The following is a 13,961-nucleotide window of genomic DNA, read 5'->3' on the forward strand; positions in this document are numbered from 1 at the left end:
CATGATAAGGTCACGCCAAAACAATTTATCAACCGAACAAAATACGCATAAAACACTTCGTGTATTGCGAATTGGCTTGTTGACTTTTTATGGCGTGACCGTTTTTGTCGTATTGATGACGTTAACGTGGATTACGATTCGCGATTATCAACAAACAATGCGAGAGGCAGAAAACTATAATTTATCATTGGCTCGGGCATTAGATGAAAACGCTACGCGGGCTTATGTTTCTGTTGAACAAGCCATGCAAAATGTGGCTGAAGATTTAGATCGACAAGGTGGCGTCGATAAAGCTGACGAATACGTCATGCATTTACTACTCAAAGACAAAGTACGTTTAACACCGCAAATACGCGGCATTATTACAATTGGTCCAAGCGGCATTTTGCATAGCCACGGCCTTGAATACCCAGCTCGGAAAATATCACTGGCAGATCGTGCTTATTTTAATTATCACCGCGACTTTGATTCAATTCGCCCCTACATTAGCGAACCCATCTTATCTCGAACCGATGGCAAATGGCTGCTACCTTTAACACGTCGAGTCAATTTGCCTAATGGCGAATTTGGTGGCGTTTTATTATCCGGAATGGAACCGGCTTATTTTCTTAAGTTTTATGATTCTTTGCAGCTCCCCAAAGGCATGCAAATCCAATTATTGCGCAGCGATGGCGTGGTGTTAATTAATTATCCATTTGATGAAAATGCACTCAACAAAAACATTCGCAATGATGACCCATTACTCTTTGAGCAACTGCGACTCAAGCGCACCAGTACCTATATTAAAGATGACAATGGCGAAAAACTCATCACCTTCATTGTAAATCAAAGTGACAACCCGCTCATTATTCGCTTGTCTTTTAATGTTGATCTTATTTTAGCGCACTTTAAAACCCAAACTTATATTCGCACGACGTTGGCCGCTTTATTAATGCTGGTCATTTCTATTTTGACTTATATTTTAATGCGGCAAATCAAACGCGCGGAACAAATTGAAGCCCGTCTTTACCTAACACAGTTTACGGTTGACGAATCTCCCGATATGACATTTTGGTGCAATGAGTCAGGTCGAATTTATTACGCCAATAAAAGCCTCACCAAGCATTCTGCTTATCATAGCGACGAACTCAGTAGCCTCAATTTTAATGATTTATTTACCGAAATATCAGAAGCCGATTGGCGACAATTTTTACTGCAGCTACACGACAACAACACCATTAACTTTGAAGGCTTACTCAAAAACTCATTGGGAAAAATAACCCCAATGGAAATCACTTTATCGTTGATTCAATTTCAAAAACAATCTTATATTTGCTGCAATGCGCGCGATATTTCTGCCCGGCGTGAAGCCGAACAAGAATTACGTCGCCATCGCGACCATTTGCAAGAAATGGTGATGGAGCGCACCGCTGAAATCCGCACGGTACTTGATGCCAGCCCCTTGGCTATTATGTTGTCGATGCGCGGTACCATTCGTTTAGTCAACCCCGCTTTTGAACTCTTATTTGCTTACGCCGCCAGCGATATTATTGGCTCGCCAACACACAATATTTTTTCGTCAACCGAGCAATTTAGTGAAGCCAATCAACGCATTTGGAGCAAGATTGCCAGCGGCGGGGTATTTCGCGGTGAAATCGAGCTGTATCGCCGTGACCATACGCCGTTTTGGGCCATGGTTTACGCCAAAGCCCTAGTCCCTGGTGATATGTCCAAAGGCTTGATCGCGGTGATTGAAGACATCACCTCTCAGCGCATTGCGGCCCAAGCAATGCGCCAATCAGAGCGTCTTAATCGCACCATTATTGATCAAACCGCAGACGGCTTTTTACTGATCGATGCCGGGCATCGCATTTGTGACGTCAACCATTCATTCACCCGCTTACTGGGCTTTAGCCGAGAGAATCTAATTGGTCGGCACCCTTTCGATTTATGGGGTGAGCACGCGCAACGATTCTTCCCCGAACAATTGGCCAATTTAATTGATAAACACTATGCGCCAATTGATTTGGAACTACTCAATCACGAAGGCATCGCGCACCCATTTCTCATTAATAGCGGCGTGGTGCTGGATGAACAAAAAGCCATTGAATATGCCTACGCATTTTTTACCGACATTACCGTTTTAAAGAAAATCGAGAGCCATTTGGTTGAAGCGAAAGAAGCGGCGGAAAGTGCCAACTTTGCCAAGTCTTCTTTCCTTGCCAATATGTCACATGAATTACGCACGCCGATGCATGCGATTTTATCTTTTTCTGAAATGGGCTTAGGTAAGACACAAAATCAAACCCAAAGCGAAAACCTCAATTTAAATCGTTACTTTGAACGAATTAATGCCTCTGGAAAACGATTATTAGTTTTACTGAATGACTTGCTGGATATGTCGCGACTTGAAGCCAATAAAATGACCTATGACAAAGGCGTTTATAGTTTACAAATGATCGTGAGAATGGCGTGTGCCGAAATTAGCTCGCTGATTAGCAGCAAGCAATTACAATTGCACATTCAAGACAAGGGCATTGAAGTGAGTGCTCATTTTGATAAAGCACGTTTAACTCAAGTGCTGGTCAATTTATTATCCAACGCCATTAAATTTAGTCCGCATGGGGGTGAAATCGAAATTCATTTTATTGCCGATGCGATTTTAGCGCATGACTTACCCGCCATTGGTGTCAGTGTACGCGATCATGGTCCCGGGGTTCCGGATGATGAACTCGAATACATTTTTGACAAATTTATCCAGAGCAGTCGTGCCCGCAATGGCAGTGGCACAGGACTAGGGCTAGCGATTAGCCGACAAATTATCAGCGATCATGACGGACAAATCATCGCCAGCAATCACCCAGAAGGCGGCGCTATTTTTACCGTTCTACTGCCAAGCCATCCGCGCTAAAGGTTTTGCTTATCGCCACATTCGCGTACAATTGCGCGTTTTTCCCCGCCGAATCAATATCATGCCGGATATCATCAGTGAAGTGGCGCGCCGCCGTACTTTCGCCATTGTCTCCCACCCCGATGCGGGTAAGACCACACTCACCGAAAAACTGCTGTACTTCTCGGGCACGATTCAAAATGCGGGGACCGTCAAAGGTAAAAAAGGCGGCAAATTTGCCACCTCCGACTGGATGGACATCGAAAAGCAACGTGGGATTTCCGTTGCCTCATCGGTCATGCAGTTCGATTACCGCGATCATGTGGTCAATCTGCTCGACACGCCCGGTCACCAAGACTTCTCGGAAGACACGTATCGCGTTTTAACCGCAGTCGATTCAGCCTTAATGGTGATTGATGCGGCCAAAGGTGTTGAAGCGCAAACGATCAAACTTTTGAACGTTTGCCGTATGCGCCATACGCCGATTATCACGTTTATGAATAAGTACGACCGTGAAGTGCGCGATTCTTTAGAATTGCTCGACGAAGTCGAAAGCGTGCTCGAAATTCGTTGCGCGCCCATTACATGGCCAGTTGGGATGGGTAAAACCTTCCGTGGGGTGTATCACATCCTCAAAGACGAAGTGATTATCTTCACGCCGGGCAAAGGCCCGCTTGATGAAGTCGAAGTCATCAAAGGCATCGACAATCCCCGTTTGGACGAGCTTTTCCCGCTCGAAATCGACCAAACCCGGATGGAATTGGAACTGGTTCGTGGCGCTTCGCATCCTTTCGTGCTCGAAGAATTCCTCGATGGCACCTTGACACCGGTCTTCTTTGGTTCAGCCATCAACAACTTCGGGATTCGTGAAATCTTGAACGCGCTGGTTGATTGGGCGCCACAACCGTCAGACAGCGCGGCGATTCAACGCGCCGTTTCGCCTGTTGAGCCCAAATTCTCAGCGTTTGTGTTCAAAATCCAAGCCAATATGGATCCGAAACATCGCGACCGGATTGCGTTCTTGCGCGTGTGTTCGGGCGAATTTACGCGCGGGATGAAATTCAAGCATTTGCGCCTGAACCGCGACATCGCCGCTAACTCGGTGGTCACGTTTATGGCGCAAGGTCGTGAACAAGTCGAAGAAGCTTACGCTGGCGACATTATTGGTCTGCCGAACCACGGCAATATCCAGATTGGTGATAGTTTCAGCGAAGGCGAATTGCTGTCGTTTACCGGCATTCCTTACTTTGCGCCAGAAATGTTCCGCATCGTGCGCATCAAAAATCCACTCAAAGTTAAGCAATTGCAAAAAGGTTTGCAACAGCTGGGCGAAGAAGGTGCGGTTCAGGTGTTCAAGCCGCTCAATGGTGGCGATTTGATTCTCGGCGCGGTGGGGGTATTGCAATTTGAAGTCGTCGCTTCGCGCCTGCTGAACGAATACGGTGTAGAAGCCATGTTTGAATCGACGACGATTTACACCGCCCGTTGGGTATCTTGCGATGACGCGAAAAAACTCGCTGAGTTCGAGCGCACGCTCACCAATAACCTCGGCCGCGATGCGGCCAACAGCTTGGCTTATTTGGCCACCAGCCGCGTGAATCTCGATTTAACGATGGAACGTTGGCCTGAATTGCGTTTCCACGCTACGCGGGAACACGCCATTACGCTCTAAGGGTATTGCTCTGGATGCAATGATTTTAATTCGTTGCATCCAGATACCCCGTGTAAATATCACCAAAATCAAACATGGCATCTCCAAAGTGATGGGCTATAACTAGATTATTTCTTTTATAGAAGTAGTGCCATCATGCCTCACACTCCCCTACCCGATTGGCTCAGCACTCTGGCCATTTACAGCATACTCGTCGGTATTGCTTGCTTTGTATACATCCTGCTCGATCAACGCCAACGCCCCAAACCGATGATGTCAATCATGCTCTGGGTGTGGCCAATTAATGCATTGTGGGCTGGCCCTTTGGCAATTTGGGCTTACCGACACATTGGCAACGGCAGCAAACCTCGGATTGCCCATACAGTAACAATGCCCGCTCAATCGTCAAAACCGCAAGCAATGAGCGACGAAGGCAAGCCCACAATGATGCACAGCATGTCGATGCAAGACATGCCAATGAAAGACAAGCCCATGAAGGATATGCCCAATATGGACATGTCCAATATGCAGATGCCTACCCCTGCCCCTACTTCAACGCCAAACTCAATGTCGTCCATGCCGGAAATGAAAATGAATATGCCAGCGCATATAAAAATGGATATGAAGATGGATATGCCGATGCAGATGGGCGCAAAAAAACCGTTCTGGCAAAGCATTACCGCCGGCACATTGCATTGTGGCGCTGGTTGTAGCCTGGCCGATTTGATCGGCCCATGGCTGTTTGCTGCCAGCCCCTTTTTGTTATGGGGCAGTCCCGTCTTTGGCGAATGGGCGCTCGATTACCTGCTGGCACTCGCTATTGGTGTTACCTTCCAGTACGGTGGTTTGCTCGGCATGGTGCCTGAAACCGGCGCTGCGCTCTGGTGGCGGGCACTCAAAGTGGACTCACTGTCTTTAACTTCATGGCAAATTGGCATGTATGGCTGGATGGCACTAGCTATTTTTGCGTTGATCGGGCCAATGTCGCCCACTGAGCCGATATTTTGGTTCATGATGCAAATCGCCATGGCCTGCGGCTTTATCACCGCCTACCCGATGAACTGGTTTTTAGTCAAAACCGGCATTAAAACCGCCATGTAAACGGCATTCATCGGTCATGGCACGCGGTTCAATCCCCCCTCAATGGCGATCCGATTGAATCGCGATACCGTGCGCTCCAAAGCTTGCATATTTCTGAATCATTCCCTGTGGGAACGCGTAAAATACCACAACCTCTGCCACAGACTACATATGTTATGACTCGTTTTCTTGCTGTATTTTTGCTACTGCTACTCTCAAACGTCGTAGCGGCGCCCATTGATTTACTGTTGGCGCGACCAGAGAATAACGCCAGTAGTAGCGCAGCACTCATCAGCAGCGATAGTGAATTTGTACGCTTAAATCAGCGGCTGGAACTAGCCCAGTCGGCCCTTGCCACCTTAGAAAAAAACACCAACTCACCCGATCGTGAATTAAGTCGATTTTGGCTCACGCTCGAAATTTATGCCTACCGCCAACACATTGCCGCACTCAATGGCCTAAACGCCTTAGATCAGCAAGACAATCGCATTACCCCCATCCATGCCAGCCAAAGCGATGTACAGCGCCAAAATGAGCGCCAATTGCTTGAGCAAGAAATCGATGTGTTACGCAACAACCTCAGCGTACAAGAAACCTATCTCAATACCATTCACGATGAACTAGGCCAAGCCCAAGCGGAGCTCCGCCTCCATCAAGGCTTACTTGAAAAAACCACGACGCAAAGCACGCGTACGCAAATCGCCGCCCAAGTCGCCATTTCACAACATAAAGTAGACACTTGGCTAGCAACGCTGGCCAGTATCGACGCGCGACAACAATTTAACCGTGCGCAATTGCAAGCGCGCCGTGAGCAGGTATTGGCACTGGATACCGCGCTAGGCCCCAATCAAAATCAATTGCAAGGCGAAGTGCTCAATGACGAGCTGCAACACATTACCCAGCAGCAACAGCACTACGCCCAATTACAAAACATTCAAATCAATAAAGAGCAACAGCTACGCCAACAGCTCAACGCAATCAAAGCGCAGCGCACAACACTCAATCGCCAATTGGACAGTGCAAAAACAAGCAATAAAACCCAATTGCAAACACAACAATCCACTTTGGATCAACAAGAACAAGCGCTGCAACAGCAGCTTGAAACACTCGCCATTGAATCGGGGGTTTTGTCTGACTTGATGATGACCAACACCATAGAAAATCGTTTTTGGAAAAAACGCGTTTCACTTAAAAACAGTGGCAAACAAGCTGAAATTCAGCGCTTAAATGAAGAAGCACAAAACTGGTTAAACACCTTGCGCAACATGCGGGCTGCCATGCAAAAATCGGCAGGTATTGCTCAAGACCAGCTAGATCAACTGAGTAAAGCGAGCGATACCCCAGCAGTTCTACGACAGACTTGGCAAGAAAGAGAAGCCATCTACCGCGAATCTGCCATTGATTTACGCCGCTCAGATGAAAAATTTAATCGCTGGCTCAATGAAACCGCACAGCAAGATAAAACGCTGTCCATGCGCACCGATTATTGGCAAGAAAAGATGCACACACAGCTGAGCCAAGTTTGGCACTATGAATTATTTAGCGTTAACGACCATATCGAAGTAGATGGCCAGCGTATTAATATTTCACGCGGGGTGACCATCGGCAAAATGTGCATCGCCGTTTTACTCATTACAGTCGGTTTCGCGCTGTGTATTTTCATCAGCCATTTCATCGAAAAAGCCCTCATCCAACGTAGCCGATTTCCTGAAGTCTCAATTCGAATCGCCAAACGCTGGATCTTATCGATTGCCTTTATTGGCCTACTGATTAATTCATTACTGATTGTCCAAATCCCACTCGCCGCTTTTGCTTTTTTAGGCGGTGCGATTGCCATTGGCTTGGGTTTTGGCATGCAAACACTACTTAAAAACCTAATCAGCGGCTTGATGATGCTGCTCGAGCGCCCTTTTCGCCCCGGTGACACCATTGCCGTGGCGGGCATTTTAGGCACAGTGGTCGATATGAATGTACGCGCAGCCGTGGTGCGCGACGTCAATGGCATCGATACCTTGGTGCCCAATAGTACTTTTCTCGAACAAAATGTCACCAACTGGAGTTACACCAACAGCATCATTCGCCAAGGTTTTCAGGTCGGTGTCGCCTATGGCAGTGATTTACGCCTTGTTGCAAAATTACTCGAAGAAGAAGTCCTGCGCCACGGGCAAATCTGTAAAAATAAAACCCCTGAAATCCTACTCGAAGACTTTGCTGCCGATGCGCTCACCTTTGGCATTTATTACTGGCTCGATATCGGCGCAGGAACGATTGGTCGTCAAGTCGCCAGCGATTTGCGCTTTATGATCGATGCGAGCTTTCGCAAACACGATATTTGCATTGCTTACCCGCAACGAGACGTTCATCTGGATGTCAGCAGCCCACTCAAAATCCAACTCCAAACCTCAGACCCCGCACTTGCATCCGGCAAGACGGCGGCCAATTAAGGCTTATTGAACCATGTCCGAATCGATGTCTCCCACCCTTCTTGCCCAGTTCAACCCCGATGAAAGCACTGTTTATCAAAGACTCCGTCGGCAACGGCAATGCACCAGCACGGAGCTGATTAAGCACTGTTCAATTGCTAATCCACATGGATTGATTGCTGCAATCAACCAAAAGCTCGTTGATAGCGATTGGCATATTTTTGTGAGCGTTGCGCGCAGCAGCAAACCACAAGCCGCCCCCATCGCCTACTATCGCCTCTGCCGAAAGCCTGTGCTGCGCTAAATCGGCCGTATCCGCACGGGCCAAACCCCACTAACGACTCACAAAAACTTGGCCATGTTTAGACTTGGTGTTGATGCTGTGCCGCAGGCACTTAAAACCATCAACACGTAATCGGAATATGGCCAAAAAATTTTAGGTATATTGATAAACACCTTTAAAATAAAGTCTCTCAAGCCAATACCCTAGTTGATTCAATCATCACGGCGCAGCAAAAAAGCAAAACACTTGACGGCCTAAAGTCAACACTGTCACTATTGGCGCATGAACTTAAGCAAACACACTCTTTCAGTTTCTTATTACTGGTGGCGCCTCTAGGCGGCACTGGGTTTGTTTGTTTCGACACAACCTGCCGCCGGATTACGGTGACAGGTTTTTTTGTTTTCTACCCCTATCCCATCCGGCGGCTCCCGATTTAAGGAGCAGCAGCATGTCACAACCCTCTACTCATCCGACCTCATCGGCGTCCAGCATCGTGGTCACTGGCGATCGCACCACGGGCCCTTTGCATTTAGGCCATTATGTTGGCTCATTACAAACACGCCTACGCCTACAAGAAACGCACCAGCCATTTATTTTATTAGCCGATACGCAAGCCTTGGCCGACCATCAAGGCGATTATCGTGCGGTGCGGCAGTCGGTGATTGATGTGGCACTGGACTACCTTGCCGTCGGCATTGACCCGAAAAAGTCGACCATTTTGATTCAATCGATGGTGCCTGAACTAGCGGAGCTATCGTTTTACTTGATGAATCTGGTCTCCATTGCTCGCTTAGAGCGCAATCCCACCGTTAAATCCGAGCTCAAAGCCAAAGGGCAAGATCGCAATGTAGCCGCTGGTTTTTTAAGCTACCCCGTTAGCCAAGCCGCTGACATTACCGCCTTACGCGGCACTTTAATTCCGGTCGGGGCCGATCAATTACCGATGATTGAGCAAACCAATGAAATTGTTCGCCGCTTTAACCGGATGGTGGGCGAAGACATTCTCAGTGAATGCAGCGCGCTATTGTCCGACACCAGTCGCTTACCCGGTATTGATGGCAAAAAGAAAATGAGCCGTGCGGCGGGCAATCACATCGCCCTCTCTGCCAGTGCCGACAAAATTCATCAAGCCGTCAACAACATGTACACCGACGCCCAACACCTCACCATCGCTAGCCCCGGGCAAGTTGCAGGAAATGTGGTATTTCGCTTTTTAGATGCATTTGACGTCGATCCACTGCACGTTGCGCAACTCAAGGCGCAATATCAACATGGCGGCTTAGCCGACCAAGTGATCAAAACGCGCCTCGATGAACAACTACAAGCCTTAATTGCGCCAATACGTGAGCGCCGTGCGCAATTGGCCAAAGATCCCGATGCCGTTTTGTCACTCTTACTCTGCGGCTCAGCCAAAGCGCGACAAACTGCCGCCCTGACTTTGCATAAAGTAAAAACCGCCATGGGGATGTATTATTTTTAATCCAACGCCAAACTGTCACTAAGCTGCCACATTGCAAAATTTAATCTATAACGCCAAGATGCAGGCACGTTCTGCTCTTGGCCTAGCTCAAGCGAAGGCCATTGCACTTAAGTATTAAAACAAAAGTTTCTCACCGCGCGGCCTCGCCCTATTCGTACTCAACGTACTGTCTGCGGCTTGGGCGCTTTGTCACCCAACTTTTGTGCGCATACTTATCAGCCATTTTTAATGGAAAGTTAGCCAATGTCACTCACGCTACTGATTGTTGATCAAGATTGTTCTGCCTACGAAGCACTGCAAGAAAAACTCGGTGCGCACTTTACAATACAAATGACTCAGAGCAGCGATCAAGCAATGGCCGTGCTGGCTGATATTGCACCCGATATTTTATTAATCGACGGCAATTTAGCCGACCAAAGCGCTTATGCCGTTTGCCAAAAATACAAAAAAAACAACCCCAATGGCCAGCTACTGTTCATCGCCAGCACCGAGAAAGGCGATTATTTAGCCGCCTACGATGCCGGTGCTGACGACTTTATCAGCAAGCCGTTTTTTAATGACGAGCTGCAACAAAAACTCATTTTGTTTAAACGCAGCATCGAAGAAACCCAGCAGCTGCGTAGCTCGGTGCAAGCGGCCACCGATACCGCGATGCAAGCCATTTCAAACTCAGCTGAACTGGGTACGGTGATCAATTTTTTTAAAAAAGCCAGTCTAGCCCCCGACGAAGCCAGCTTACTCAAAGCACTGGTACAAACCACCGCCAAGTTTCAAGTTCAAGTCGCTGCCCAAATTCATCACCAAGGCACCCTTGCCACGCTCAATAGCCAAGGACGCAGCAGCCCACTGGAAGAGCATATGTTGCAAACGCTAGCGCAAGACCCGCAGCGCATTTATGAAATGGGCAAACGACTGGTCATCAACTTCCCCCGAATTATTTTGCAAGTCAAAGACATGCCCATCAGCCAGCCCGATTTATGTGGCCGTTTACGTGACCATATCGCCATTTTGGTCGAGGCCGCAGAAACCAGATTGGATGGCATTTTGAATGAAGGACAAATTCGTGGCCAGCAGCAGCTCACCCTCAACGCCATCACACTGATTCAATCGTCTATTCAAAAATTAGAAAATGAATACCGCCAGCAAGCTGGCTCTTCGATGCGATTGTTTAGCGAATTACAAGAGAAATTTGAGCACAAGATGGTGTATTTAGGCCTCACCGATTCACAAGAAGGGGCACTACTGGATATGATTGCGCAAAGCCTAGCGGCCGCCACACAAATTTACGATCAAGGCTTATCGCTCGACGATGAGTTTTCTCATGTGATTGCCACCTTAATTTACCTCACTCAGCAATCACCACACGCCATAACGCCCACCGCGCCAGAGGCCGAAAATGATAGCGATGACATCATGTTGTTTTAATTACTCACTCTACAACGATGATAATCATAATGGGTATAGCCACGTAAACTATTAACCATACTCATTTGCGAGCAATACCTATAAGATTTAGACTTATTTTTTTAGCCATCGACATCATTTATCCACGTCTGTGGGAATATCCCTAATACTTTTCAGCGCCATATTCCCCCAGCATCAACTCACATCGATACACGCACTAGGGGCAGATCATGGACGAAGAACTCAGAAAGAAAGCACTTGAATATCACCGTTTCCCAAAGCCGGGTAAGATTCAAGTCGTACCCACCAAAGGATTAGCCAGCCAACGCGACTTAGCACTGGCCTACTCTCCTGGCGTGGCCGCCGCTTGCGATGCCATCGTTGCCGACCCCTCTGAAGCGCGCAATTTAACCGCGCGCGGTAATTTAGTTGCCGTGGTCACCAATGGCACCGCCGTTTTAGGTTTGGGCAATATTGGCCCACTGGCCGGTAAACCGGTGATGGAAGGCAAAGGCGTCCTATTTAAAAAATTCGCCGGCATCGACGTTTTTGATATTGAAATCGACGAAAACGATCCCGACAAACTGATTGAAATCATTGCCTCGCTGGAACCGACTTTTGGCGGCATCAACCTCGAAGACATTAAAGCGCCCGAATGTTTTTATGTAGAAAAAAAACTTCGCGAGCGAATGAATATTCCGGTGTTTCATGATGACCAGCATGGCACCGCGATTATTGTTGGCGCGGCGGTCAAAAACGCCCTCGCCTTACTCAATAAAAACATCGCCGACGTTAAATTAGTCGCCTCCGGCGCCGGTGCCGCCGCAATTGCGTGTTTAGACTTACTGGTTTCTTTGGGCGTACAAAAAAGCAATATCTTTGTTTGCGACTCCAAAGGCGTGATTTATAACGGCCGTGGCCCACTGGACGAAACCAAGCAGCGTTACGCGCGCGACACTGATATTCGCACACCAGCCCAAGCGTTAGTGGGGGCCGATATTTTCTTAGGCCTTTCAGGCCCGGGCGCGATTGATGCCGAAATGCTCAAAACCATGGCGGTTTCGCCATTGATCTTGGCGCTGGCCAATCCAAATCCTGAAGTGACTCCGCCAGAAGCCCGCGCAGCACGCCCAGATGCGATTATTTGTACGGGTCGCTCGGACTATCCGAATCAAGTGAACAACGTACTTTGCTTCCCATTTATCTTCCGTGGTGCACTCGATGTCGGGGCCACGACGATTAATGAGGCGATGAAACACGCGGCAGTGAACGCGATTGCCGAGCTGGCACACGCCGAATTGTCCGATGTGGTTGCCAATGCCTATAGCGGAAAAACACTGGCTTTTGGTGCTGAATATTTAATTCCCACCCCGTTTGATCCGCGCCTGATCGTTAAAATTGCGCCGGCTGTCGCCAAAGCAGCGATGGACAGCGGCGTCGCCACACGCCCGATTGAAGACTGGGCAACGTATATCGAAGAACTCACGCAGTTTGTTTACAAATCGAGCCTCTTTATGCGACCGGTATTTATGGCCGCCAAAAAAGCCCAAAAACGCGTAGTGTTTTGTGAAGGCGAAGATGAACGCATTTTGCATGCCGTCCAAGAATTACTTGATATGCGTTTATGCCAGCCCATCTTGATTGGCCGCCCACCGGTGATTCAAGCACGAATTGATAAGCTCGGTTTACGCATTCGCCTTGGGGTCGACTTTGAAGTCTGTAACCCAGAAAATGATCCGCGCTATCGCGAATACTGGCAGCTGTATTACAGCATCATGCAACGCAAAGGCGTTTCAGAAGACCTCGCCAAAGCCGAAGTGCGCCGTAAAACCACCCTCATTGGCGCATTAATGGTCGAGCGTGGCGAAGCGGATGCCATGATTTGCGGCACTTACGGCTTGTATCACAACCATTTGGCGCACATTAAAAACGTATTGGGCTTAAAACCGGGCGTCTCAACGACAGCGGCAATGAATATTTTGCTATTGCACTCGGGCAATATTTTCATCACCGACACCTATGTCAACGCCGACCCGAACGCCGAACAATTGGCTGAAATCACTTTGATGGCCGCAGAAGCAGTGCGTAAATTCGGGATTGCGCCAAAAGCGGCGCTATTGAGTCACTCAAGCTTTGGCAGCAACGAAAGTCCGTCGGCACGTAAAATGCAAGAGGCACTGCGCATCGTCACTGAGCAAGCGCCTGATTTAGAAATCGATGGTGAAATGCATGGTGATGCCGCGCTCTCAACTGCGATTCGGGCGCAAGTATTCCCCAATTCTCGCCTGAAAGGGGAAGCCAATATTCTGATCATGCCGAATTTGGATGCGGCGAATATTTCGTTTAACTTACTCAAAGCCACCGCAGTCGATGGCGTGACGATTGGCCCGATTCTGATGGGCATGGCCAAACCGGTACATATTTTGACCCCAACCGCATCCGTTCGCCGTATTATTAATATGGCTGCATTGGCTGCCGTTGAAGCCGCAATGGCTGAGGAGCAAAATAATGAGTGAGTTTAATCCAAGCGATCCCTTTGGCTTTTTTGCCAATATGCTCAAGCAAGGTGCGAGTAATCCATTTATTCCACCGCTGACCGAAGAAGAAATCGAGCGTAAAATTATCGAGTGCAAAACCGTCGAACAATGGCTCAGCATGCAAATTGGCATGCTGCAAATGACGGTTAAAACGCTCGAAATGCAAAAAGCCGGCTTAGCCGCTTTTAAACAAAACATCGACCCTAACCCTGAACACAGTTAAAAACGGATCAC

The 13,961-nt window shown here is 48.2% G+C and carries 9 protein-coding genes; all 9 read left to right on the forward strand.

The genetic code is table 11. The features are described from left to right. Window position 1 precedes the first annotated feature (1 nt). The 9 genes from LG219_RS10405 (at window position 2) to LG219_RS10445 (ending at window position 13,950) form a co-directional block, all read left to right on the forward strand. On the forward strand, window positions 2-2,890 hold the full coding sequence (locus tag LG219_RS10405; protein WP_226764425.1) for a PAS domain S-box protein: 2,889 nt from the start codon (window positions 2-4) through the stop codon (window positions 2,888-2,890). A gap of 61 nt (window positions 2,891-2,951) precedes the next feature. Beyond that, window positions 2,952-4,541 (forward strand): peptide chain release factor 3, encoded by a 1,590-nt coding sequence (locus LG219_RS10410; protein WP_226764526.1) that lies wholly within the window; start codon window positions 2,952-2,954, stop codon window positions 4,539-4,541. 135 nt (window positions 4,542-4,676) lie between these two features. After that, a complete protein-coding gene (locus tag LG219_RS10415; RefSeq protein ID WP_226764426.1) occupies window positions 4,677-5,621 on the forward strand; it encodes a DUF4396 domain-containing protein in 945 nt (314 codons plus the stop codon). Window positions 5,622-5,776: 155 nt separating this feature from the next. After that, a complete protein-coding gene (locus LG219_RS10420; RefSeq protein WP_226764427.1) occupies window positions 5,777-8,044 on the forward strand; it encodes a mechanosensitive ion channel domain-containing protein in 2,268 nt (755 codons plus the stop codon). Between the two features lie 13 nt (window positions 8,045-8,057). Then, window positions 8,058-8,327 (forward strand): hypothetical protein, encoded by a 270-nt coding sequence (locus tag LG219_RS10425; RefSeq protein WP_226764428.1) that lies wholly within the window; start codon window positions 8,058-8,060, stop codon window positions 8,325-8,327. A 427-nt stretch (window positions 8,328-8,754) separates the two neighbouring features. After that, complete coding sequence (gene trpS / locus LG219_RS10430; protein WP_226764429.1) at window positions 8,755-9,786, forward strand: tryptophan--tRNA ligase; 1,032 nt, start codon at window positions 8,755-8,757, stop codon at window positions 9,784-9,786. A 243-nt stretch (window positions 9,787-10,029) separates the two neighbouring features. Beyond that, entirely contained in the window at window positions 10,030-11,211 is a 1,182-nt protein-coding gene (locus LG219_RS10435; RefSeq protein WP_226764430.1) for a response regulator, read from the forward strand. Window positions 11,212-11,420: 209 nt separating this feature from the next. Then, on the forward strand, window positions 11,421-13,706 hold the full coding sequence (locus LG219_RS10440) for an NADP-dependent malic enzyme (protein WP_226764431.1): 2,286 nt from the start codon (window positions 11,421-11,423) through the stop codon (window positions 13,704-13,706). Next, the gene (locus tag LG219_RS10445) at window positions 13,699-13,950 is read left to right on the forward strand and encodes a PhaM family polyhydroxyalkanoate granule multifunctional regulatory protein (protein WP_226764432.1); all 252 of its coding nucleotides are present in this window, start codon (window positions 13,699-13,701) and stop codon (window positions 13,948-13,950) included. The genes LG219_RS10440 and LG219_RS10445 overlap by 8 nt, the downstream gene beginning before the upstream one ends. Window positions 13,951-13,961: the final 11 nt, after the last annotated feature.

Source organism: Deefgea salmonis (genome assembly GCF_020531905.1).
GTDB lineage: Bacteria > Pseudomonadota > Gammaproteobacteria > Burkholderiales > Chitinibacteraceae > Deefgea > Deefgea salmonis.

Excerpts from the sequence above, each read along its gene's own strand:
- LG219_RS10415 (WP_226764426.1), top strand. The coding sequence starts at position 4,677 with ATGCCTCACACTCCCCTACCCGATTGGCTCAGCACTCTGGCCATTTAC.
- LG219_RS10420 (WP_226764427.1), top strand. The coding sequence starts at position 5,777 with ATGACTCGTTTTCTTGCTGTATTTTTGCTACTGCTACTCTCAAACGTC.
- LG219_RS10405 (WP_226764425.1), top strand. The coding sequence starts at position 2 with ATGATAAGGTCACGCCAAAACAATTTATCAACCGAACAAAATACGCAT.
- LG219_RS10435 (WP_226764430.1), top strand. The coding sequence starts at position 10,030 with ATGTCACTCACGCTACTGATTGTTGATCAAGATTGTTCTGCCTACGAA.
- trpS (WP_226764429.1), top strand. The coding sequence starts at position 8,755 with ATGTCACAACCCTCTACTCATCCGACCTCATCGGCGTCCAGCATCGTG.
- LG219_RS10410 (WP_226764526.1), top strand. The coding sequence starts at position 2,952 with ATGCCGGATATCATCAGTGAAGTGGCGCGCCGCCGTACTTTCGCCATT.
- LG219_RS10425 (WP_226764428.1), top strand. The coding sequence starts at position 8,058 with ATGTCCGAATCGATGTCTCCCACCCTTCTTGCCCAGTTCAACCCCGAT.
- LG219_RS10445 (WP_226764432.1), top strand. The coding sequence starts at position 13,699 with ATGAGTGAGTTTAATCCAAGCGATCCCTTTGGCTTTTTTGCCAATATG.
- LG219_RS10440 (WP_226764431.1), top strand. The coding sequence starts at position 11,421 with ATGGACGAAGAACTCAGAAAGAAAGCACTTGAATATCACCGTTTCCCA.